Origin of the sequence: Candidatus Defluviilinea gracilis, assembly GCA_016716235.1 — a bacterium.
In the GTDB taxonomy this organism is placed as follows: domain Bacteria; phylum Chloroflexota; class Anaerolineae; order Anaerolineales; family Villigracilaceae; genus Defluviilinea; species Defluviilinea gracilis.
The window spans coordinates 13,353-37,423 of record JADJWS010000002.1; the positions used below are offsets into that span (position 1 = coordinate 13,353).

Here is a 24,071-nt window from a genome sequence, read left to right on the forward strand (position 1 = left end):
GTCTTCGCGCTCATTCTACATCTTCACCGCCCGCGTGGCAATGTGGTTGGGATGATATTTTCCCAGTGGCGAATCGGTCATCACATCTTCGTACAGGTCGGTGAGGACGAATCCCGTCGCGCATTGCCCGCCGAGCAAATCCGTCAGCGAGTGACCGAATTCGAGGGGTAGACCTTTTGCGAGATATTCATCCAAGTCCTCTTTCGGGAGGCTGGTCGCGTCTGAGTCGTTCGTAGGTCAGGCTTTTAGCCTGACGTGCTTCTAGCATTTGACATATGGCGGGTTAAAAACCCGCCCTACAAATACTTATGCAATAGGTCCAGTTTTTCAACTATCTTTATACCCTCTACATCTTCACCGCCCGCGTGGCAATGTAGTTGGGAAGAAATTTCCCCAGCGGCGAATCGGACATCACAGCTTCGTACAGGTCGGTGATGACGAATCCCGCCGAGCAGGTCGGTCAGTGAGTGACCGAATTCGAGGGGCGTGTAACCTTTTAATTCTTTGAAATTCAGTTTGTGTAACTTATAATAACCCAAGAACTTGATTTCTGTTCATTCAAGGAGGTGGCTGGCAAAGATTTTCAGGGGCGCTCATGAACTAAAGCAAACGATCCAATTAGACAACCATGAGGAGATTGTATGAAACGATCAGTTCGTATGTTAGTTGTATTCCTATTAGTGGGATTGATCCTGATGCCAGCCCAAACCTTGGCGCAGGCATCGAATCTGGCAGGCGTGGGTCTGCTGGACGACTTCAACCGGGCGAACGGGGTATTAAACGGAAATTGGTCTGGCAACCGATCGAAGTATCGCATCTTGAATAACCAGTTGTACGTCAATAGCAACGCGTCGAATGCGGATATTTACTGGAAGACCGCACTTGGCGTCGACCAGGAAGCCTACGTTACATTCGTCGATGTGAAAGACACCGCCACCGAACAAAACCTCCTGCTCAAAGCGCAAAGCAACCGCACGTGGGGCGATGGCGTCATTGAAGTCCTGTATGACGCGAATCAGCACATGGTACAAGTGTGGACGTGGGAGTGGCCCAAAGGCTGGGTCAAATATGGCGGAGATATGCCCGCCACCTTCGCGGACGGCGACACCTTCAGCGCTCGCGCTTATGGCAACGGGTTTGTCGAAGTCTATCAAAACGATACCTTGTTGGGCGCGCGCGATATCACAGCCTGGCCCCATTACGCCAAAGGCGGATATGTCGGTCTGTGGTTCATCGGCGGGCGCGGAGCCATCCTCGATGATTTCGGCGGCGGGACGATCATCGATCCTCCGTACCAGCTTGTCGACCTCCAATTGCTCGCTTTCAACGACTATCACGGGTACCTCGAGACCTCTGGCAACCCGGGACCCGGCAACGTGGGTAGCGACCCGGCTGGCGGCGGCGAATTCCTTTCCGCGAAACTTACCCAACTCCGCGCGGGGAATGCAAACAGCCTCACCGTGGCGGCAGGCGACTTGATCGGCGGTTCGCCCTTCCTCTCCGGCATGTTCCACGATGAGCCATCCGTCGAAACGTTGAATGCCATGGGGCTGGATGTCTCCAGCGTCGGTAATCACGAATTCGATGAAGGCGTGGTGGAACTCCTGCGTATGCAAAACGGCGGCTGTCACCCAGTGGACGGTTGTTACTTCCCCAGTGACCCGTACCCCGGCGCAAACTTCAATTGGCTCGCCGCGAACGTCGTCAACGATGTGACCGGTGAAACGCCCCTGCCTCCGTACTGGATCGATGAGATCGACGGCGTGAAAGTCGGCTTCATCGGCATGACCCTCGAAGCAACCAACACGCTTGTGTCGCAATCCGGCATCAATGGCTGGACCTTCCTCGATGAGGCAGATACCGCCAACGCGCTCGTTCCCGAGTTACAGGCGCAAGGCGTCGAAGCGATTGTGGTGCTCATGCACGAAGGCGGCTCGCAAACGCCTCCTCCGGGCGCGGTTAATGCTTGTGTCGGCATCAGCGGGCCCGTTGTGCAGATCAACAACCTGCTCGACCCCGCCATCGACGTGGTGGTCACAGGACACACGCACCTCCCGTATAACTGTCTGCTCAACGACCCGAATGGGAATCCCCGTATTGTGACGAGCGCGTACTCGTTTGGTCGCGTGGTCTCTGAGATTAACCTCGTTCTTGACCACCGCACAGGCGACATCCGCCGCGACCTCAGCTCCGCCACCAACCATGCCGTCGTTCGCGCGCAATTGACGGCTGATGCCGCCATCACCGCCATCATCAACAAGTGGAAGGTGATCAGCGACCCGATCGGCAAAGCGCAAGTGGGCACGATCACGGCTGATATCCGTCGCGCCTTCAACGGCGCCGCCGAAGATCGCGGCTCCGAGTCGAACGCGGGCAACATGATCGCCGATGCCCAACTCTTTGCAACCCAAGTTAATGGCGCGCAGATCGCGTTCATGAACCCGGGCGGCATCCGCTCCGATTTGATCTTCGCCAAGTCCGGCGCAGAGGCGGTGGATGGTATCGTCACCTACTCGGAAGCGTTCACCTTCCAGCCTTTCAGTAACGTCCTGATGACGATGCCCATGACCGGCGCTCAAGTTCAATCGGTGCTTGAAGATCAGTGCCAGCCTGCCGGCTCGAGCCGTCCGTTCCTGCACCTCGGCGTATCGGTCGGGTTCAGTTACGATCTCTCCAAGACATTTGGCTTGGTGGATCACGACAACAACCCCACGACGGCGCCGATCAACTCGTGCACCTCGATCACGGTCTCGAACATCATGTTGAATGGCGTCCCGCTCAACCCGGCGGATACGTATATGGTAACGGTCAACCAGTTCCTTGCCGACGGCGGCGATAACTTCGTCACCTTCCGCGATATCGACCCGTCCCTGCGTATCGGCGGCGGTATCGACCTCGATGAGTTGATCGCCTACTTTGCGGCGAACAGCCCGGTCTCCCCTCCGGGAACGAATCGAGCCAACGAACTGCCGTAAAAACAAGCAAGTCGTTTCAATGAATCAGGGTCGCAGAAATGCGACCCTGATTTTTTATCCCTTCATCGCCCGCGTGGCAATGTAGTTGGGATGAAATTTCCCCAGCGGCGAATCGGACATCACGTCTTCGTACAGGTCGGTGATGACGAATCCCGCCGCGCATTGTCCGCCGAGCAAATCCGTCAGCGAGTGACCGAATTCGAGAGGCAGACCTTTGGCGAGATATTCGTCCAAGTCCTCTTTCGAGAGGCTGGTCATGTCTGAATAGGGGATCGAGTGCGCGACTTCGAGGATGCCCTCGTCCATTTTGTACAGGTCGAAAATGTAGTGGACGGGATTCATCGAGCCTGTCAACAAAATCCCGCCGTGACGGAGAACGCGATAACATTCGCGCCACACCACGCGGACATCTTGCATGAACACCGTCGAAACGGGATTGAAGATCAAGTCGAATGATTCATCGGGGAACATGGATAAATCCGCCGCGTCACCTTCGATGGTTTTGAGAGTCAAGCCTTCGCGTTCGGCGACGAGCGTGTCTTGCTTGAGTTGGGCAGGGGAGTTGTCGAAGACGGTCACGTTCGCGCCGAGCGCGGCGAAGATGGGTCCCTGCTGACCGCCTCCGCTGGCGAGGCATAACACGTCCGCGCCATTGAGGGGAGGAAACCAGCGATGCGGAGTTGGAATATTTTCCGTGAGCAAAACTTGGAACTCGCCGCGTTTTGCTTGTTCGATGACTTCGTGAGTCACGGGCTGAGTCCAGCGGTTGTTCGATTCGACTTCGCGGTTCCATGCCTCGCGATTGTAGGTGCGGATGTCCATATCACTTCCTTCGTTTTTAATCGGGACGCTGATGAACGCTGAAAACGCAGATTTTATTCTTTTAGAAATCAGCGCAGTCAGCGCGCTTCGCGGTCTGCGTCCAAAAGTTTTCAGCCCAAACAAAACCATCAATCATCCTTGCGGTTCTGTCAATTACAGGGATTTTACATGGGGATAATATTGTTGTAAATCGGATTCGTAGAATCACAGGTAAGGAGAATTGCCCATGAAAAAATTGTTGCCAATTATCGCCCTCTTGTTGTTGGTGTCCGCCTGCGCCGCGCCTGCGACACAATCCGCGCCGACGCAGGCGCCAGTGGTGGAGTCGCCTCCCGCAACGGCGACCCAGCCGCCCGTCGAGAATGAAGCGGCTGTTCCCGTCACAGAAGATTACGCCATCTTCTCGATCAACGTGCAGGATTTTTCGCATCCCGCTGAATCTGCCGCAGTGTTGAATCACATCATTGACTTGCACGAAGAATTGAACGTGCCAGTGGATGTCTATCTCACCGATGTGATGGCAAAGATTTATGCCGAACAATATCCCGACTTGTTGGCGCGTCTGAAAACATCGCCCGTTGTTGCTGTCTCGTATCATTATCGCGCGCCGCGACCGTATGCCAACAATTACGATTGGCTCGGCTTGAGCACGATGAGCGCCGACGAGTTGTATCAAACGGTGATGCGTTACGAAACGCGCGAGGTTGATCCTGTGACGGGGCAAACAACGGATGCGGCGGGCGGTTATCAATACGTGGCGGACATGATCGGGTATGCGCCGTACGCGGCGTCGTCCATTGCGGACTCGGCGGAAATTGACAGCGCGATCTTACAAGTGTTCGACGAACTCGGCGCGCAGATGACGGTGGTGCATGGGCGCGCGTTGAATCTTGGCGACGTGAAAAAAGGTTTGCCGATCCGACCCGAACATTACGATTACAAATTGTTTGAATTCATCGGGCAGGACGCGGTCGCGAGTTTTGAGTCCGCGCTCACGCAGGCGCATCAATCGGGCGGCGTCGCGCCGTATTTCGTCGGCGTGAAGATGCACGATAACGATTTCTTCGCAACAAAATCCGCGTGGCTCACCGTCTATGTCGATGGCGGCAAACGCCCGAACTGGGACACGTCGCTCGCCGCGCCGCTACTCTCACAACCCGAACAAGATGCGATGTGGGCGATGTATGAACAAACCGTTCGTTATGTCGCGTCGCAAATGGATCGCGTGACGCCAGTGAATATTCCGATGGTTTTGGAAATGTTGAAATACCTACACTAAAAAGGATTTCCCATGAAAAGACTTTTCACCCTCGTAATCGGATTTCTTCTTTTGACGGCGTGTGTGACAGCCCCATCAGCGCCTCAGACCCAGCCTCCGCCTGATTCAGTTTCCCCAACCGAATCTCAGCCCACGCTTTCCCCCGCGCCTGAGGCATCTGGCACAACCCTCTACCTCTCCGCCACCTTGCACATCGAATCGAAGTTTGACTCATGGCCCGCAGACACCGAATCCTTCCTCAACTTCCTCCAACAAACAACCGATGCGGGCATCCGCTGGTCCATCGGCGGCGACATTGGCTGGCTCGAGTCCGCGGACAATGCGCAGGAGATCGTGCAACGTTCCGCGGCAATGGGCGCGCAATGGGACAATCACGCGCACAGCCCGAACGACTTGGGGAAGATCGCGTCCATTCTCTCTTCGTGGGGCGTCACGCCAACGGGCGTCGTCAGTGGATTCTTGATTCAAGACTTCGACGGCTTGCAGTCGAGTTACGCGTACCAAGGAAATTCGTGGTCGCCATCCGTGATTTGGGGCGGGGTGGTTTGCCCGGGACATAAAGAGGGATGCGATGATCTCTCTGTAAGTTTATATCGCCCCACGAGCAGTTCGCAATTTGAAGTCCATGACCCGAGTGGGAAATTGATCAAGCTCGGCGGAGGAAGCCACCAGTTGGCAGACGCTGAAGCTCTCGCCGCGCAAATTGCGCAAGGACAGCATCCGTATCCCGTGATCGGGTACACCATCATGGTCGAGCCTGAGACGTTGCGCATCTCAACGTCTGCTACCGATGATGTCAATGTGATTTTGGCTTTTGTCGAGCGCATGAACGCGTATCCGTTCGTCCGCTGGGCGACGATTGCCGAAACCGCGCAAGCATGGACTGACGCGGGCGAGGTCGCGTTTCAGATCAACGAATAAGATAGGACTTACGCAATTGAACCTGTTGCGCCGCAGTGCAACTGCTCGCTAATTGCTAAACTCCTGAAAATAAAACGACTTCCGCGAGGAAGTCGTTTTTATGTTCGTGTTTACATTTACGGATTCGGCGTTCCCTGCACCGCCACGCCAACCCACGTAAACCCGCGTTTCTCGCTAACCGCACCAGCCGAAACCCACACGGGCTGACCTTGCTCGTCCACGCCGTTCTGGCGGACGGTTGTTACCCACCATTGGATCAAGTGTGCAAGATTATCGTTCGGGCGGAAGGATGTGGGAACGATGAATTTCGTATCCGTCACATATTCGGTGATGCGCAATTCGCCTGTGGTCACATCTTCGATGATGACCTGATATCGTTCGTTATCGCGCAATGTTCCCACAGACGCCCACTGCAAGGTGACCACATCGTTGGCAAGGGTGAACGCCGCGCCGTTGGCGGGGAGGAGCAGGCTCGGGGCGGGATAAGGAGGCGGAAGCGTCGCAGTAGGAGTGGGTCCCGGTGTGGCGAATCGGGCGCATAAGGGGATCACCAGGGTTGTCCCAAGTAATACATTGTCCGATGCCAGTCCGTTGTAAAATTTGATCGCATCCTGTGGGACGTTGTAGTTGAGGGAGATCGTTGAAAGGGTGTCGTTTGCCTGCACGGTGTAGAGAGCCGTTTCGCAGGCTTGGAAGGTTTGCGTTGCTTCGTTTGGAATATTGGTAGGCGGCGGCGCGGGCGTTGCCGTTGGGTAGGGAATTTTCAAGGGTTGCCCAACCGAAATCAAACATTCCGATGATAGTTGGTTGGTGATAATAATACTTTGCACTGAAACCTTGAACGTTGCCGCAATGACGCCGCAGGTTTCACCCTGACGCACGGTGTAGTCGAATGGCGGCAGGGGTGTTTCAGTCGGGATGGGCGTTCCCGTTGGGAGTTCCGTCACTGTGGGCGTGATGGTTGCGGTGGCGGTCGTTGTGCCTTCGGCTGTCGGAGTCACAAGCGATGCGCCGGTCGCGCCGGATTGCAACAGGGCATAGATTGCGACAGCGCCGATCGCCAGCACAATGACAATCGCGGCAAGCGCGGCGGGCAGGCTGAGCGTGATCTCAGGCATGCGGCTGGCTTGAACAACCGTTTCGGCTTTCTTGGCTTTGGTTGCGGCTTTGGCGGTGAGTTCTGTCCCGCACACGAGACAACGCGTGGCGTTTTCACTTAAGCGCGTTCCGCAGGTGGGGCAGACTTGTGATTTTTGGGGTGAAGGTTCTTGAAGCATACGGGCGGGAATTATACCATCTAACGTTTTTCGAGATTTTGAACCGTTATCCGCAGTTAAAGTTGCTTTGACTATCGTCAATGCGACATTTTGCAAGTTAAGAACTTAAACGAGCGCTCCTGCCATACCTGATTGAGCCGCGGAGACACCGAGTCGCGGAGTTTTTCACCGGCTCAGGACTTACGCAATTGGCGGGCAGTTGCACTGCCGCCGCAGTGCAACTACGGCGCAACAGGTTCAACCGCAGATGTCCTATGGCTTTATTTCGGCAGGCTCAATACAAGGTCTCTGTGTCCCCATGTCTTAGTGTGCGATCTCTATTGTGTAAGGTGAGTTAATGACTCCTGTAATCCGAGATACATCTCGCCTTTCAGGTTATTCTTGAGCAAGAGCGACATGAGTATCGCGTTATGGGGATCAGGCTGGCTTCAACTGCATAACATCAGTTAATGAAACTGCGGCTGTTCGATTTGCTTGACAGATCGCGCTGAACGCATTCGTTGGCGCGGCAGTCGTGACTGCCGCGCCAACGAATATTTACCTTAACCCCTGTTCTTTCTCCGCCATCGTTACGGCTTCCTCGAAGATGGTAAGTCCCTCATCTGCCTCCTTCTTGGTGATGCACAACGGCGGCGCAAAGCGCATGGTGGACCTGCCGCACCCGAGCGTGAGCAAGCCATGTTCGAAGGCGGTATGCTCGATCATGTTGCGGATTTCCTCGTTGGGTTCTTTCGTATTCTTGTCTTTCACGAACTCCACGCCGATCATTAGCCCCTTGCCGCGCACATCGCCAATGGACGTGTGCCGAGCCTGAATTTCTTCCAGCGCGTCTTTCATGTAGTCGCCCACCTCCGCCGCGTTGGCGAGGTATTTTTCTTCGAGCAGATCAATGGTTGCAAGCGACGCGGCGCAAGCGATGGGGTTCCCGCCATACGTGTTGCCGTGAGTCCCTTTGGGCCACGTCATTACTGATTCGCGCGCAATACACGCGCCCAGCGGCAGACCCGAAGCGATTCCCTTTGCGGAGACAACGATGTCCGGTTCCACATCCCAGTGTTCGATTGCCCACCATTTACCCGTGCGCCCCATGCCGCTTTGCACCTCGTCCACGATGAGCAGGATTCCATATTTATCGCACAACTTCCGCAACGCGGGGAAAAATCCATCCGGTGGGACGACGTAACCGCCCTCGCCCTGGATCGGCTCCACGAGAACGCCGGCGATCTCATCGCCGGGCACATTGTGCGCGATGATCTCCTCTTCGATGAAGCGCACGCAAGTTTCGCCGTAATCCTCGCCCATCTTGCGGTGCAGGATCGGTCGATATTCATCGGGAAATGGCACATGCGTCACGCCAGGCATGAGCGGATAAAACCCGCGATGATAATGCGGCTTGCTGGCGGTGAACGATACCGACCCCATCGTGCGTCCGTGGAACGCGCCGAAGAAACCGATGAAGTTGTGCCGCTTGGTGTGATACTTTGCCAGTTTGATCGCGGTCTCCACTGCTTCGGTCCCCGAATTGGTGAGAAATGTTTTTGCATGTTCTTCAAACGGCGCGATCTCGTCCAGTTTTTCGCTTAGGCGCACCCAACCCTCGTGATAAAAGTCGGACGAGATGTGCAGAAAATTTTCGGCGGCGTCCTTCACCGCTTTGACAACTTTCGGGTGTGAATGTCCCGTGGATAACACCGCAATGCCCGCCATCATATCAATGAAGCGGTTGCCGTCGGCGTCCCATACTTCCACGCCTTTGCCGTGATCCATCACCAGCGGATACGCGCGCGGGTACGACGATGAGACGACCTTCTGGTCTCTCTCCAGCATTGCCTTGGCTTTCGGACCAGGCAGATTCAATTTTTTCATTACGAACTCCTTAGTGGATGAACGTCCCGCAGGTTTATTTGGATGGATTACGTTTTACGAGAAAACCTGCGGGACTATGATAGGCGGATAGAAAACAACGCGTCAGACTCAGGTCAGCCTGAGTCGCCCATGGACAATGTTTCCCCATCCCGGTCCGCGGTCCACCATTTTGTGATCAGCCACAAAGGGGCTGTCACGCAGATCCGACTCTTCATGCCACCCTTGCCATTTCATTGCTTCGTTTGAAGCGCGCCCATGCGAGCGCGCCCAGCAAACCCACATCATCGCCGAGCGCGGCTTTGGCAATGACTAAGTCATCCAAATAATGCGGATGAAACGTATGCTCGCGCAAACTTTTTTCAAACGGCTTGAACAACAGATCGCCCACCTGTGAAACGCCTCCGCCAAAAATTACAATGGACGGATCGAAGATGGCGAGATAATTCGCAACTGCAATGCCGAGATAATGTCCCGCGCGCGCAAAGGCTGAAACAGCGAGCGAGTCGCCTGCAAGCGCCGCCTCCGCTATCTGTTTGGCGGTCAGCTGTCCCTGCGAAGGAAGCGAGGAACTTACTCCTGCTTGAATTTGTTCCATCGTATGTCGCGCGATGGCAGTCCCCGATGAAAATGATTCCACATGTCCGTTTTTGCCGCATCCGCACGGCGGACCGTCCGGGTCGATGATCATGTGACCGAGTTCGGTTGCGAGTCCGTGAAAGCCTTGCAAGAGCGCGTCGTTGCAGATCACGCCGCCGCCGACGCCCGTGCTGATGGTGAGATAAACGAGGTTGTGATGACCCTTGCCCGCGCCGAACGTCCATTCGCCGAAACCCGCCATGTTCGCGTCGTTGTCGAGGTGCACCGGCACGCCGAAACGCGCGGAGAGTTTTTGCGCCAGCGGAAAATTTCGCCACTCGGGAATGTTCGGAGTGGCGAGGATGGTTCCTGTATACGGATCAAGCGGACCGGGGGACGCAACGCCCATCGAAGTGACGTTGGGGTCCCACACATTTTCGATCGCTTGCACGAGGCGATCGAACACGCCGGGCTCATGCGCGTTCGTGCGCGCGCGATAACGAGCAATGGGTGTGATGCTTTCAGAGTTGTATGATGCGGTGCGGATGTGCGTCCCGCCGAGGTCTACGGCTATCGTGAGTGACATGGGGGTCATTATAACCGAGCATCTACCAGCCTAAAGTTTCCGCATGACTTGGGCAATCGCTTACCGCGAAGAACGCTAAGAGCGCGAAGATTAAAAAGATTTTCTTGGCATTCTTCGCGCGCTTTGCGGTTAATGGGTCTCCCGTAATTAACGGGAAAGAGCTTCACCACGAAGGGCACAAAGTCTTGCGCTGAGTTCGTCGAAGCGACACAAAGGCAAGAGCCTAGATTCCTTGGGTTTTCCTTTGTGACCGTCGTGTCCTTTGTGTTTGAAAAAAGGTTTCCCGTTAAAAACGGTAGAGCCCGGTTAATGAAAAATTGGCAGAGTTGACTCTGTTTTCCATCCCTGCTAGACTCGTTTCATGCCAAACAAAAAGAACTCCCAGGTTACTCGCTTGCTCGAAGAGTTTCGAGAGATCGCCCGTTGGTTTGCGCCGGGGCTGGGAATCAAACGTTGGTTCCTTTTTATCATGGCGGGTATCACACTGCTGGGGGTGGGGCTGGCCATGCTCCTGCTTGATCTCTATCGCACCGATTCAACCAACGAGACCCTCCTGGCGATCCTTTCATATGCCTCGCTTCGATTCTTGCCGCGTATTCTTCGTATTTTGGTGTTCGGCGGGATCGGCCTTTGGCTGGTGGGATACGGCATCGTGCGACTCAACCGCTCGCTTCTTCGCCCTTACCTTCGGTCTGGTCGCATTTTGCTGAACGATTTGACCGACTTTCGCCGCCGCGAACGCGGACCACGTATCGTTGCCGTCGGCGGCGGGCACGGGCTGGCATCCCTGCTTAGAGGTTTGAAAACGTGGACGCGGAATTTAACGGCGGTGGTCACAGTTGCAGACGACGGCGGTTCGTCGGGTCGCCTCCGCGCAGATTTTGGGATTCTGCCTCCGGGCGATATCCGCAACTGTCTCGCCGCCCTTTCCAACGACGAGCAGATGCTCACGCAGTTGTTCCAATATCGCTTCAGCGGCGCGGGCGATCTGAGCGGTCATTCGTTTGGGAATTTATTTATCACCGCGCTGGCAGACATCACCGGCAGTTTCGAAGGCGCGGTTGAGGAATCGGGCAGGGTGCTTTCGGTGAGTGGGCGCGTGCTTCCATCGACACTGCATGACGTGAAACTGGTTGCGGATATGCAATTGCCTCACACGATGAATCAAGTTCGGGTGGAGGGGGAGAGTCGCATCCCACAGATGGCGGGGCGCGTCAGCCGCATCTGGCTGGAACCGAACGACGCGCCGGCGTACCCGCCTGTGTTGAAAGCCATCCTCGGCGCAGATATGATCGTGATCGGACCCGGCAGTTTGTACACCAGCATTCTGCCCAACCTGCTCGTGCAAGACCTGCTGGGAGCCATTCGCGCCAGCCGCGCCGTCAAAGTGTATGTATGCAACCTTGCCACGCAAAGCGGCGAAACGGATTTGTTCTCATGCTACGATCATGTCCGCGCGTTGGAGGAACATGTGGGCGATAACCTGTTCGATGTGGTATTGTGCAACAGTAATTACGAGGGCGCGCTCAACGAAGGCTCGCAATGGGTGAAAGCAGATGAAAAAATCCTCGCCGACGCGCGCGCCTTTTGCACCGACTTGATCCACGAAACGCAACCCTGGCGGCACGACTCATCCAAACTGGCTACCGCGCTGAACGATGTGTTGGAAGAATACTCGAGCCCATTGGGCTGACGGTTACTTTCATCCTCGTTTCACTTCAAACTGTCACATCCCGCGCATTGTTCGTCTTGATCGAAATTTCTCTGTGATAAAATCTCATCGAAACAGATACAGGACTTATGCGTTGGCGGGCAGTTGTACTGCCGCCGCAGTGCGACTGCGGCGCAACAGGTTCGCCTGCGTAAGTTCTAAGATATCAAATATCATTTTCGGAGGATTGAAATGACAGTAAAAATCGGCATTAACGGATTTGGGCGCATTGGGCGGCTCGTGTTCCGCACCATCAAACAACGGCACCCGGGCGAGATCGAAGTAGTTGCGGTGAACGATTTGTTCGACTCCGCGACCAACGCGCATTTATTGAAATACGATTCAACGTATGGCCCATTCGAAGGGACCGTTGAAGTCAAAGATGGCGATCTTGTCATTGACGGCAAGACGGTCAAGGTCACAGCTGAGAAAGACCCCGCGAATATCAAATGGAAAGATATGGGCGTGGATATTGTGATCGAGTCGACGGGATTTTTCACCGACGCGACCAAAGCCAAAGCGCACATCGAATCGGGCGGCGCGAAGAAGGTCATCATCTCCGCGCCTGCAAAGAACGAAGATATCACCGTTGTTCTCGGCGTCAACGACGACAAATACGACCCGAAGAAACATAACATTGTTTCCAACGCTTCCTGCACCACGAACGGACTCGCTCCCGTGGCCAAAGTGCTCAACGATAAATTCGGGATCGACAAAGGTTTTCTCACCACTATTCACGCGTATACCAACTCGCAGAAACTGCAAGACCTCGGCGCGAAAGACGTGCGCGATGCGCGCGCCGCGGCGCAGAACATCGTTCCATCCGCAACGGGCGCGGCAAAAGCAGTGGGGCTTGTCATCCCCGAACTCAAAGGCAAGTTTACCGGCATGGCGTTCCGCGTTCCCACGCCGACCGTTTCGGTTGTGGATTTCACCGCCACCCTCAACAAAGAAGCGACCGCCGACGAAATCCGCGCGGCGATGGTCGAATATGCGCGCGGTCCCATGGAAGGCGTTCTCGATGTGACCGACGAGCCGCTCGTTTCCACCGATCTGCGCGGCACAACGTATTCGTCCGTGTTCAGTTCGATGGACACGATCGTCCTCGGCAACATGGTCAAAGTGGTGGCATGGTACGACAACGAATGGGGCTACGCCTGCCGCACCGCCGATCTCGCCGCGATGATGGCGAAAAGCCTTTAGTCTGTTAGCCTGCTAGTCTGCTAGTCTCCTAGTCTGCTGGTCTTGACTAGGGGACTAATGACAAGAAGACTAGGAGACTATTGCCATGAACAAGAAAACAGTCAAAGATATTGATCTCAAAAACAAGCGCGTGCTCATGCGCGTGGACTTCAACGTGCCGATGGCAGACGGCAAAGTGACCGACGACAAACGCATCCGCGCCGCGTTGCCGACGATTCAATACGTGCTGGATCAAAACGCGTCGTTGATTCTGATGAGTCATTTGGGGCGACCCAAATCCGCTTCGGATTCCCAGTTCAGCCTGCGCGCGGCCGCGGAAGTTTTATCCACGCTTCTGGCGCGTCCCGTTCAAATGGCGCCCGATTGCGTGGGACCCGAAGTGGAAACAATGGCAAAAGACTTGAAGCCCGGCGAAGTGCTGATGCTCGAAAACACGCGCTTCCACCCGGAAGAAGAGAAGAACGATCTCGATTTTGCCAAACGACTCGCCTCGCTCGGCGAAGTCTACGTGAACGACGCGTTCGGCTCGGCGCATCGCGCGCATGCTTCCACCGAAGGCGTGGCGAGATTTCTCCCTGCTGTTTCTGGCTTTCTCATGGAACAGGAACTCGAATACCTCGGTCGGGCGGTAGCGAATCCTGAACATCCCTACATTGCGATTCTCGGCGGCGCGAAGATCAGTGACAAGATTCTCGTCGTCGAAACCCTGCTCTCCCAATGCGACAAACTCATCATCGGCGGCGGCATGGCAAATACATTTCTCGCCGCGCAGGGACTCAACATGCAAGACAGCCTCGTCGAAGAAGCATCGCTTGAAACCGCCAAGGGAATCATGGCAAAGTCTGCCGACAAATTGATCCTGCCTGTGGACGCGGTCATCGCGGATAAATTTGCCGAAGACGCGAACACGCAAGTCGTGGACGTGGGGAAAATCCCTGCTGGCTGGCGCATGTTGGATGTGGGACCGAAAACTGTCGGTGTGTATCAAGCCGCGTTGAGCGGAGCCAAGTTGATCGTCTGGAATGGACCCGTCGGCGTCTTCGAGATGCCGAAGTTTGCCGAAGGGACGTTTGCCCTTGCGCGCATGTTGGCAGAATCCAACGCGGTCACGGTGATCGGCGGCGGCGATTCGGCGAGCGCGGTCAAAAAGGCGGGCGTCGCCAAACAGATGACACACGTCTCCACTGGCGGCGGCGCGTCGCTGGAATTTTTAGAGGGGAAAGAGTTACCCGGCGTCGCGGCGTTGATGGATAAGTAATCAATCAGACCTGACAGGTTTTAAAAACCAGTCAGGTCTATTTCTTTAATTTCAACTTCCCAACAATTTACAAAGCGATAAACCCGGTTTAACAAGCCTCGGCTATAATTTGGCGAGTTGAATTCTTGACCAAGAATGCTTTGCCACAGAGCGCGCAGAGATATTGAGTTTTTCTCAGGGTTCTCTGTGATCTCTGTGGCTAAATAAGATTGCATGGAGCAATGAATGTCTTTCAACGTCGGCGATAACGTCGGACCATACAAGATCATCGAACAGTTGGGGCAGGGCGGCATGGCAACCGTCTACAAAGCCTATCACGCCTCATTGGATCGCTATGTCGCGGTCAAAGCCTTGCATGCGGCGTTCGGTGAAGACGCCACGTTTTCGGCGCGGTTTCAACGCGAGGCGCGTGTCGTTGCAAAACTCGAACATCCGAACATTGTGCCGGTGTACGATTATGCCGAACATGAAAAACGTCCGTATCTCATTATGAAATACATCGAGGGGGATACGCTCAAAGCGCGGTTGAATAAAGCTCCGCTGACCGCGCAGGAGATCGAAAAAGTCGTCGACTCGATCGGTTCCGCGCTGGCGTATGCGCACAAGCAGGGAATCCTCCACCGCGACATCAAGCCGTCGAATGTGTTGGTGGCGAACGACGGTGTGATCTATCTCGCGGACTTCGGCTTGGCGCGTATTGCCCAGTCCGGCGAATCAACGCTTTCCTCCGACATGATCATGGGCACGCCGCAATACATCTCGCCCGAGCAGGCGATGGGCAAGAAAGAGCTCGACAACGGCACGGATATTTATTCGTTCGCCGTGATGTTGTATGAGATGGTGGTGGGGCAGGTGCCGTTCAGCGCGGACACGCCGTTTTCCATTATCCACGATCACATTTACACGCCCCTGCCGCTTCCACAATCGATTAACCCGAAAGTGCCGGAGCCTGTGCAACGTGTGTTGTTGAAGGCGCTTGCCAAAGAACGCGCCGACCGTTATGAAACAGTTGATGGACTGGTTGCGGCTTTTAAGTCCGCATGGAATGAGGCGGGCGTGCCTATGCAGGGCACGTTGATCACGATCGCCAAACCCGTAGAGCCGTCGCCTGCCGATAAAACGCGGATGAAGCCCACTGCCGAGCCGACGAAGATGGCGGCAAAGGCTGGGGCGGCTGAACCCGTTGCACTGGCGGAAAAGAAGCGTTCGCCGTTTGTCTGGGTGGGAGTCATCGCAGTCGTCGCAATTTGTTTGGGGTCTTTGTTTGTCGCGCGTCAGAATCGCCTGTTTACAACATTCTTGAATCGACGCGCCACTGCCACCCCAACGTTTACCGCGCCCGCCACTGTGACGAAACAAGCCGCGCCGCCGGTTCAAACTCCCCTTCGATCGATCACCCCAAACCAACCGTTGAATCTTCCGCCTGAGGCGCTGGTTGCGCAACAACGCGTAAAAGATAACCCCAATGATCTGCAAGCGCGGCTTGATCTTGCGGTGGCGTTATGGTCGGCTGAAATGCCGGGCGCATCGTATGATACCCTGGCGGAATTGATCAAGCTTGCCGGCGCGAATAATGAGGCGTTTTACATTCAAGCCGGGGATAAGTTTGTTGCCATTGAAGGCTGGTTACCGGCGGCGGCGTTATATTTTCAGGCAAGAAAAACATACGGGTTGGGCGGCAATGTGCCGAATAATATATTGGATGGTTTCCACCAATCTTATTACAGAGGCGCAGAGCGCGCCGAAGCCCCGTCTGTTCTGCCGTTTGACAAGGTGGCGCAGGTGGATCAGCCGATCGCATTAGTCGCGCAGGCGCGTAACGCCTTCTATTCCGGTCACATCGACGATGCCGCTACGTTCTTGAATCAGGTGAAGCGGTTGTCGCCGAATATGCCCGAGGCGTTTTTGCTGGAAGCGGAGATGAACTCGGTGACCGGTGAAAATGAAAAAGCGCGGTTGATCGCAAACGGTTTGCTGGCAGACTTGAGCGCGCCGGATTGGGTGCGGGCATTTGCCGAGGAAATCATCAAAAAACTTCCCTGAGGGAGCATCATGAGAAAACCATTGGTTGCCGGTAATTGGAAGATGAACAAGAACTCTGCCGAGGCGCGCGAACTCGTTGCGGCGATGCTGAATCCGTTGCGCGCGATCGCGGGCGTCGAAAAAGTGTTGTGCCCGCCATCCACCTCGTTGCCCGCGATCGCGCCGATGTTGACCGGCTCGGATATCGGTCTTGGCGCGCAGAACATGCATTGGGAGGAGAAGGGCGCGTTCACCGGCGAACTCTCGCCGAACATGGTTAAGGAATTTTGCGCGTACATCATCATCGGTCACTCGGAGCGACGCGCGTATTTCGGTGAAACCGATGAGCAGGTGAACAAGAAATTACATGCCGCGATGAAGGCGGGCTTGATTCCCATCGTGTGCGTGGGCGAGACGCTGGACGAATACGAATCTGGTCGGACGGGGGAGGTTGTTTCGCGCCAGATCAAGCTTGGGTTTGCCAGTGTGGATTCCGCATCCGCATCGCGCATCGTTGTCGCGTATGAGCCGGTGTGGGCGATCGGCACCGGCAAAGCCTCGAGCGGCGAGAATGCCAACGGGGTGGTGAGGCAGGTCATACGTCGCGCATTGAGCGAAGTGTTCAACGAGAATGCCGCGCAATCGATGCGGGTGTTGTATGGCGGGTCGGTCACCGGGTCCAACGCGCCTGAATTTTTCTCCCAGCCCGAAATCGACGGCGCGCTCGTGGGTGGCGCAAGCCTCAAGCCCGATGAGTTCGTGGCGATTACCAAAGCGGCTTCCGCGCGATAGGCAATCGACCGTAGACGATGAACTGTAGTCTATCGTCCGTTGTCTGTGGTTGCGACCGGGGAAATGGATGAATCAACTTGCGGGTTTTTTCTGGTTTGTCTTGATGCTCGCGCCGCTGATCTTTCTACAGCGGCTTTTGCATCGCGAATTGCAAGCGGTCTTTCTGATCGCCACCCGCAGCGCGCGCTTCACGATCGGGTTGTTCCAGTTGATCTTTTTGCCCGGCGTGTTCCTGCACGAATCGAGTCACTATCTGATGGCGAAAGTCCTGCGCGTGCCGACCGGGCGTTTTTCGGTTCTTCCGCGCCCCTTGCCGAATGGGCGACTGCAAATGGGGTATGTCGAAATCGCCCGTTCAGACATTGCGCGCGATTCGCTCATCGGCGCGGCGCCTCTGATCGTGGGAACGCTGTTCACCGCCTATGTGGCAGTGTACGCGCTTGATATGCGGGTGCTGTGGGACACATTGCGTAACGGGCAGATGAGCATGTTTTGGATGGGGATCAACGCCCTGCCAACGGTCAACAACTTTTACCTCTGGGCGTATCTGGCTTTTGTGGTCAGCAGTATGATGATGCCCTCGCAATCGGACCGTCATGCATGGTTGGAACTGGTCATATCGGTGAGCATTTTATTCGTGGTTGCCCTGCTCGTCGGCGCGGGTCCGTGGATGTTGACCAACGTTGCCCCTGCAGTCAGCGATTTTCTCAGTTCGGTGGCGGTGATCTTCGGGTTGAGCGCGGCGGTCCATGGAATTTTGGCGCTTCCCGTTATGCTCCTCCACAAGTTGTTGGCGCGCTTCACCGGCACGGATGTGCGCTAGTCGTTTTATTTTCAGGGCTTACGCAGTGGGCGGGCAGTTGTATTGCCGCCGCCGCTGCAACTACGGCGCAACAGGTTCAACTGCGTAAGCCCTATTTTGATAAAAGTTATATCTTTAGGGGACATTCATAACTTGGAACAAGGCGAAACTTCGGTACAATTCAATCGATGATGAAATATTCCTCCCGCTGGTTCGACACCGTCCGCGAAATGACCGCAACGCTGGTTGCGATTCCCAGCGTCAGCCCGGATGCGGAGGCGGAGAATCGTTGCGCGGAGAGAATCCGCGAGATGCTCTCGGTTGATTCTCTCTCGCCGACTTTCTGGGATACAAACGACGGGCGGAAAAATATCGCGTGTTTGTTGAAGAGCGAGGACCCGAACAACATGGGCGCGACGATCGTGTTGATGAGTCACTTCGACACGGTTGGCGTGGAAGACTTTGCCCGCTTTGGCGATTCAAATCTTGCTTTCCAGCCCGATGAATTGGCAAAGATCATGCAAGCGACTCTCGAACAAAAAGAGTCGCTGACCTCTGCGGAGCAATCCGCGTTGACCGCATTGCACAGCGGCGAGTGGATGTTCGGTCGCGGCTCGGTGGATATGAAATCGGGCGTCGCGGTCAACATTGCGATCATGCGCGAGTTTGCGCGCACGCGGGAGAATGGGAAAAGATTGATCGACGAACTCGCGGGCAACCTGCTCTTCCTCTCCTGCCCCGATGAAGAGACCGAATCAACCGGCATCCTTTCGGCGGTTCCCGAATTGCTCAAACTCCGCGACAAGGAAAACTTGAACTACCTCGGCGTGATCAACACCGATTACACCGCCCCGCGCGATTCGAATCAGGACGCGCGTTTTGTCTACTCCGGCACGGTGGGGAAGTTGCTGCCATCGTTTTACATCCTCGGCGCGCGGACTCACGTTGGCGAGGTCTATCGCGGGGTAGACGCGTCGCATATTGCGGCGGAACTGGTCAGCCGTATCAACCTCAGCCTCGAATGGGTCGACTCGTGGCAGGGCTTGCTGGGAGGGGAGGAGGTCGCCGAAGTTGCCCCTCCGCCGGTGACGTTGCGGATGCGCGACCTCAAGTCTTCGTACAATGTGGAAACGGCTGGCGAAGCGTTTGTGTATTTCAACTGGCTCACCTTGACTCTCGCGCCCGATCACGCCATGACCAAAATGAGGGAAGCCGCTCGCGCCGCGCTGGAGGCGGTTCGTTTCAGGCAGGAGGAATCGTTCAAAGAGTTTTCTCGGCGCGGCGGGCAAACGCGTTCTCCGCTCAAGTGGCACTCGGTTGTGTTCGATTACGCTTCGCTGTGCGAGCAGGCGCAAGCTTGCTGGAACGAGGAGAATGCGGGCGGGGATTTTGCAGAATGGCTGAAAAAACGCATTGAAAAATACGCCGCTCTGACAACAGACCGACGCGAATTGAGCCGCATGATCGTCGCCGAGTTGGCGAAGGTTGCCAAACTCGGCGGACCCGCCGTCGTTGCGTTTTTCTCGCCGCCGTATTATCCGTCCATTGCGCCGCGGGAGAATCAGGTCACACGCGCGATGAATGCCGCGCTGGCGCAGCAGGTTGAGGCGCCGATTCAGAAGCGTGGTTTTTATCCGTATATTTCTGATTTGAGTTATGTCCAGTTGGAATCGAGTGTGCAAATCGAATCGCTCTCGAAGAATATGCCGTTGTTTGGGTTGAAGAATTCTTCAGGCGAGTTGGCATCTGCGCTCGATGAAAAAAAGTTGGAGGAGATCCGCGCGTTGAATTGCGCGGTCGTCAATATCGGTCCGTTTGGGAGCGACGCGCATGGGTTGTACGAGAGAGTCCACATGCCGTATTCGTTCGAGACGGTTCCACAGATTATTTTCGAGACAATACACAGCGTATTGAAGGAGGCGACGACATGATCGTTGGTATACCCAAAGAGACGCGCCCGTTTGAATACCGGGTGGGGTTGAATCCCGCCGGGGCTGAGATTCTCGCCCAACACGGGCATCAGGTGTGCGTCGAGAGAGATGCGGGTGTGGGAGCGGGGTTCAAGGACCGGGAGTACGAATCGGCCGGCGCGCGCATCGTCTACTCCGGCGAGGAAATCTTCGCCCGCGCCGACCTGGTTTTGAAGGTGGCTCGTCCATTGCGAAACGAGCTGGATTGGCTGAAGCCCGGCGCGGCGATCGCGGGCTTGTTGCATCTTGCCTCGGCGCGGCGCGACAAGGTGGAGGCGTTGCTCGAAAAGAAAGTCACGTCCATCGCGTACGAGCAGATCCAATTGGCAGATGGATCACTGCCGCTCTTGCGACCGTTCAGCCAGATCGCGGGGAGCATGACGGCGCAAGTGGCGGCGAGGTTGTTGCAAAATAATTGGGGCGGCAAGGGAATTTTGCTCGGCGGCGCGCCGAGTGTTCCGCCCGCCGAAGTGTTGATCCTGGGTTCGGGCGTGGTTGCCACGCATGCGGCGCAGGCGTTCCTTGGGCTGGGCGCGCACGTGACCGTGATGAGCGACGATCTCGACGGATTGCAAAAACTTCTCGATCGGTTTCCCGGCATCGTCACGATGATGTCTACGAAGCGAAATATCGAACGCGCCACCACGTATGCGGATGTAGTCGTCGGCGCGGCGCTGATCACAGGCGCGCGAACGCCGATCCTGGTCACGCGCGACATGGTGAGCGCGATGAAGCCCCGCTCGGTGGTCATTGACGTGAGCATCGATCAGGGCGGGTGTTTTGAAACCTCGCGCCCGACCACGCACGACCAGCCGACGTTTGTCGACGAAGGCGTAATCCATTATTGCGTGCCGAATATGCCCGGTGTTGTGGCGCGCACGGCGACGCACGCGTTCGTCAATGCCGCCATGCCTTATTTGATTCGGATGACCGACGATGGGATAGCCCCCGCGATTGCGAACGACCCCGCGCTCGAACGAGGCGTCAACACGCATCAGGGCGGGCTTGTTCATCTCACCCTGCTCGAGGAGCGATAACATGGATTGGACAAAGATCTACGAATCGCGCGTCATATCGGCGCGGGAAGCGGTGCAAGCGGTCAAATCCAACAGCCGCATTTTTTTGACCGGCAACGTGTCGGTGCCGCAAAAACTTCTTGGCGCGTTGGCAGACTACGCCCCAAATCTTTCGGAGGTGGAAATTTGCCAGGCGCTGACGATCGGTCCTGCCGAGTACGTCAAGCCCGAACTCGAGGGACATTTGCGCGTCAACACGATGTTCATCAGCGCGAACGTGCGGAAAGCCGTGCAAAGCGGCAAGGCGGATTTCACCCCGGTTCTTCTTTCGGAATTTCCTCTGCTCTTCAAGCGCGGCATTCTCCCGCTGGATGCGGCGCTCATCCACGTTTCGCCTCCCGACGAGCATGGCTTTTGCAGTTTGGGCGTCGAAGTCGGGCTGACGAAATCTGCCGCGGAAACGGCGAAGATCATCATTGCCGAGGTGAACCAGCAAATGCCGCGCACGCTGGGCGACGCGTTCATCCACGTCAGCCGCCTGACGCATATTGTGCCGGTGGATTATCCCATTCCGGAAGTGCCGATGGGAGACGAGGGCGACCCCGCCATTGTGCAGAAGATCGCGGGCTTCATCGCCGAACTCATCCCCGACGGCGCGACGATGCAAATGGGGATCGGCGCGATCCCCGACGCGGTGTTGAAATACCTGCGCGACAAAAAAGACCTCGGCGTGCACAGCGAGTTATTTTCGGACGGCGTGATCGATCTGGTCAACGAAGGCGTGTTGACCGGCGCGCGCAAATCCCTGCATCCGGGCAAGATCATCGCGGGCTTCATCCTCGGCACGAAAAAATTGTACGATTGGGTGGACGATAACCCGCTCATCGAACTGCATCGCACGGAATACATCAACGACCCGTTCGTCATCGCGCAGAACGAGCGCATGGTGGCGATCAACTCTGCCATTGAAGTTGACCTCACCGGTCAAGTCTGCGCCGACAGCATCGGACCCAAGTTATACAGCGGCGTGGGCGGTCAATTGGATTTTATCTACGGCGCGTCGCGCTCGAAGGGCGGGGTGCCGGTCATTGCCCTGCCGAGCACGACCATGCTGAAAGATGGTACACTGGTGAGCCGCATCGCCGGGATGTTGAAACAAGGCGCGGGTGTGGTGACCAGCCGCAATCACGTCCGATTCGTGGTGACCGAGTACGGCGTGGCTGACCTGTACGGCAAATCCATCCGCCAGCGCGCGGGGCAGTTGATCGGCATCGCGCATCCCGATTTCCGCGCCGAGTTGGAAAAGCAGGCGAACGAATTGCATTATCTTTAAGTGCGTCAGAGCGGATGGTATCGCGCGGCTCGCTCTGCCATAAATCGACAGCAACTCACTGCAGGGCGTGGTGTTCTTGCCTGCGGTGAGTTTATTGTATTGAGGATGATATGACGCGTAATGTAAAAATTGTGGCGACGGTGGGACCTGCCAGCCAAAGCGAAGAAATACTCGAACAACTCATTCAAGCGGGTATGAATGTGGCGCGTATGAATTTTTCGCATGGCACGCACGAACAGCACTTGGCGCGGATTGAATTGATCCGCAAGGTCTCGAAAAAACTGGGCGCGCCTGTGGGTATCTTGCAGGATTTGCAGGGTCCGAAGATCCGCGTCGGCGACCTGACAACCCCGCTTCAACTTTCGGACGGGGAGCGGGTTTACCTCTATGCGACTGAGTCTACGCCCCCGGAAGATAGCGGCAAAAAAATCCCTGTGGATTTTCGACAGCTCTTCGATTCGGTGCGGCCCGCAGACCGGCTTCTCCTCGACGATGGGCGCCTGACGTTGGAGGTTGTGTCGGTGATCGGTCGTAACGCGTTGGCGGCAGATGTGGTGATTGGCGGACCCCTGTCTTCTCATAAAGGCATCAATCTCCCCGGTGTTCGCCTGCGTATTGCGGGTTTCACCGAAAAAGACGAGGCTGATCTTGCTTTTGGCATTTCGCAAAATGTAGACGCGGTTGCGATCTCGTTTGTGCGCAGCGCGGAGGATGTGAAAAAAGTCCGCTATGCGATGGAGCGATTCTCCAACGGCAAGCGTATGCCGATGCTCATCGCCAAATTGGAAAAACCCGAAGCGCTCGATAACCTCGACGCGATTTTAGAGATCGTGGATGGCGTGATGGTGGCGCGCGGCGATCTCGGCGTGGAACTTCCGCCGGAGCGCGTGCCGGCGTTGCAGAAACACATCATCCGCGCGGCGAACGCGCGCGCCAAACTTGTGATCACCGCCACGCAAATGCTGGAATCGATGATCTCGAATCCGCTTCCCACGCGGGCAGAGGCGTCGGATGTGGCGAACGCGGTCTTTGACGGGACCGACGCGGTGATGCTCTCCGCCGAGTCGGCGTCTGGAAAATATCCGGTCGAATCGGTTCAGATGATGGACCGCATCGTCCGCGAAGCCGAGTCTCATTTTGTGGAGTGGGGGCTGGAACCCAGTGTGAACGGCTTTGAGCATTCCGACGCGGCTTCGATGGCGCGCGCCGCGCAGGCGTTGGCGAACGATAAAAACGTGACGGCGGTGGCGTGTTTCACCACGCAGGGACGAACCGCATGGTTGATGTCGAAGATCCGTCCGCGCGTGCCGGTGATGGCGTTTACCCCCGATGAAGTAACGTATCAACGGCTGGCTTTCCTGTGGGGTGTGCGTCCGCAATTGATTGCGTTTGCTAATTCGCTGGAGGAAATGCTCGATCTTTTAGACGCGGCATTGATGCGTTCGGATGTGGTGCAAGCCGGTGACCAGGTTGTGTTGATATGCGGATACCCGGTCGGCGATGTGCGCCCGCCGAATATGGCATTGTTGCATACGGTGGGGGAGAATTGAATACATTTTAAACACGAAGGACACAAAGTTCACAAAGGGTTTGAGTCTTAAGGGTTTGTCTCTTCGTGACCTTAGTGTCACTTCGACAGGCTCAGTGCAAGCCTTTGTGGTA

The 24,071-nt window shown here is 56.0% G+C and carries 18 protein-coding genes; 13 read left to right on the forward strand and 5 right to left on the reverse strand.

Annotated elements, in window-relative coordinates; translation table 11 throughout:
* Nucleotides 1–15: 15 nt before the first annotated feature.
* Nucleotides 16–195: a hypothetical protein gene (locus IPM31_10940; protein MBK9007493.1), complete on the reverse strand. Its 180-nt coding sequence runs from the start codon at nucleotides 193–195 to the stop codon at nucleotides 16–18.
* 446 nt (nucleotides 196–641) lie between these two features.
* Between IPM31_10940 and IPM31_10945 the strand changes: the two genes are divergently transcribed.
* Nucleotides 642–2,975 carry a bifunctional metallophosphatase/5'-nucleotidase gene (locus IPM31_10945; protein MBK9007494.1) on the forward strand — a complete coding sequence of 778 codons (2,334 nt, stop codon included), beginning with the start codon at nucleotides 642–644 and terminating at the stop codon, nucleotides 2,973–2,975.
* Nucleotides 2,976–3,029: 54 nt separating this feature from the next.
* On the opposite strand, the gene IPM31_10950 is transcribed toward IPM31_10945, so the two are convergent.
* Nucleotides 3,030–3,797 carry a class I SAM-dependent methyltransferase gene (locus IPM31_10950; protein MBK9007495.1) on the reverse strand — a complete coding sequence of 256 codons (768 nt, stop codon included), beginning with the start codon at nucleotides 3,795–3,797 and terminating at the stop codon, nucleotides 3,030–3,032.
* A gap of 226 nt (nucleotides 3,798–4,023) precedes the next feature.
* On the opposite strand from IPM31_10950, the gene IPM31_10955 reads away from it, so the two are divergent.
* Complete coding sequence (locus IPM31_10955; protein MBK9007496.1) at nucleotides 4,024–5,076, forward strand: hypothetical protein; 1,053 nt, start codon at nucleotides 4,024–4,026, stop codon at nucleotides 5,074–5,076.
* 12 nt (nucleotides 5,077–5,088) lie between these two features.
* A complete protein-coding gene (locus tag IPM31_10960) occupies nucleotides 5,089–5,997 on the forward strand; it encodes a hypothetical protein (GenBank protein ID MBK9007497.1) in 909 nt (302 codons plus the stop codon).
* 116 nt (nucleotides 5,998–6,113) lie between these two features.
* Here the strand turns inward: IPM31_10960 and IPM31_10965 are convergent, their stop codons facing one another.
* From IPM31_10965 to IPM31_10975, 3 genes are all read right to left on the reverse strand, one after another.
* Complete coding sequence (locus IPM31_10965; protein MBK9007498.1) at nucleotides 6,114–7,274, reverse strand: LysM peptidoglycan-binding domain-containing protein; 1,161 nt, start codon at nucleotides 7,272–7,274, stop codon at nucleotides 6,114–6,116.
* A gap of 537 nt (nucleotides 7,275–7,811) precedes the next feature.
* A complete protein-coding gene (locus tag IPM31_10970) occupies nucleotides 7,812–9,140 on the reverse strand; it encodes an acetyl ornithine aminotransferase family protein (GenBank protein ID MBK9007499.1) in 1,329 nt (442 codons plus the stop codon).
* Nucleotides 9,141–9,351: 211 nt separating this feature from the next.
* Entirely contained in the window at nucleotides 9,352–10,302 is a 951-nt protein-coding gene (locus IPM31_10975; GenBank protein MBK9007500.1) for an ROK family protein, read from the reverse strand.
* 361 nt (nucleotides 10,303–10,663) lie between these two features.
* Between IPM31_10975 and IPM31_10980 the strand changes: the two genes are divergently transcribed.
* The 10 genes from IPM31_10980 (at nucleotide 10,664) to pyk (ending at nucleotide 23,959) form a co-directional block, all read left to right on the forward strand.
* Nucleotides 10,664–11,995 carry a YvcK family protein gene (locus tag IPM31_10980; GenBank protein MBK9007501.1) on the forward strand — a complete coding sequence of 444 codons (1,332 nt, stop codon included), beginning with the start codon at nucleotides 10,664–10,666 and terminating at the stop codon, nucleotides 11,993–11,995.
* 210 nt (nucleotides 11,996–12,205) lie between these two features.
* A complete protein-coding gene (gap, locus tag IPM31_10985) occupies nucleotides 12,206–13,216 on the forward strand; it encodes a type I glyceraldehyde-3-phosphate dehydrogenase (protein MBK9007502.1) in 1,011 nt (336 codons plus the stop codon).
* A gap of 85 nt (nucleotides 13,217–13,301) precedes the next feature.
* Nucleotides 13,302–14,474 carry a phosphoglycerate kinase gene (locus IPM31_10990; protein ID MBK9007503.1) on the forward strand — a complete coding sequence of 391 codons (1,173 nt, stop codon included), beginning with the start codon at nucleotides 13,302–13,304 and terminating at the stop codon, nucleotides 14,472–14,474.
* A 225-nt stretch (nucleotides 14,475–14,699) separates the two neighbouring features.
* Entirely contained in the window at nucleotides 14,700–16,517 is a 1,818-nt protein-coding gene (locus IPM31_10995; protein ID MBK9007504.1) for a protein kinase, read from the forward strand.
* A 9-nt stretch (nucleotides 16,518–16,526) separates the two neighbouring features.
* Nucleotides 16,527–17,288 carry a triose-phosphate isomerase gene (locus IPM31_11000; GenBank protein MBK9007505.1) on the forward strand — a complete coding sequence of 254 codons (762 nt, stop codon included), beginning with the start codon at nucleotides 16,527–16,529 and terminating at the stop codon, nucleotides 17,286–17,288.
* Nucleotides 17,289–17,355: 67 nt separating this feature from the next.
* Nucleotides 17,356–18,111 (forward strand): hypothetical protein, encoded by a 756-nt coding sequence (locus IPM31_11005; protein MBK9007506.1) that lies wholly within the window; start codon nucleotides 17,356–17,358, stop codon nucleotides 18,109–18,111.
* Between the two features lie 167 nt (nucleotides 18,112–18,278).
* Nucleotides 18,279–20,021, forward strand: a complete 1,743-nt coding sequence (locus IPM31_11010; protein MBK9007507.1) for a M20/M25/M40 family metallo-hydrolase — start codon at nucleotides 18,279–18,281, stop codon at nucleotides 20,019–20,021.
* Nucleotides 20,018–21,097: an alanine dehydrogenase gene (gene ald / locus IPM31_11015; GenBank protein MBK9007508.1), complete on the forward strand. Its 1,080-nt coding sequence runs from the start codon at nucleotides 20,018–20,020 to the stop codon at nucleotides 21,095–21,097. The genes IPM31_11010 and ald overlap by 4 nt, the downstream gene beginning before the upstream one ends.
* Nucleotide 21,098: 1 nt before the next feature.
* Nucleotides 21,099–22,409 carry an acetyl-CoA hydrolase/transferase family protein gene (locus IPM31_11020; GenBank protein ID MBK9007509.1) on the forward strand — a complete coding sequence of 437 codons (1,311 nt, stop codon included), beginning with the start codon at nucleotides 21,099–21,101 and terminating at the stop codon, nucleotides 22,407–22,409.
* 110 nt (nucleotides 22,410–22,519) lie between these two features.
* Nucleotides 22,520–23,959 (forward strand): pyruvate kinase, encoded by a 1,440-nt coding sequence (pyk, locus tag IPM31_11025; protein MBK9007510.1) that lies wholly within the window; start codon nucleotides 22,520–22,522, stop codon nucleotides 23,957–23,959.
* The last annotated feature ends 112 nt before the right edge of the window (nucleotides 23,960–24,071 follow it).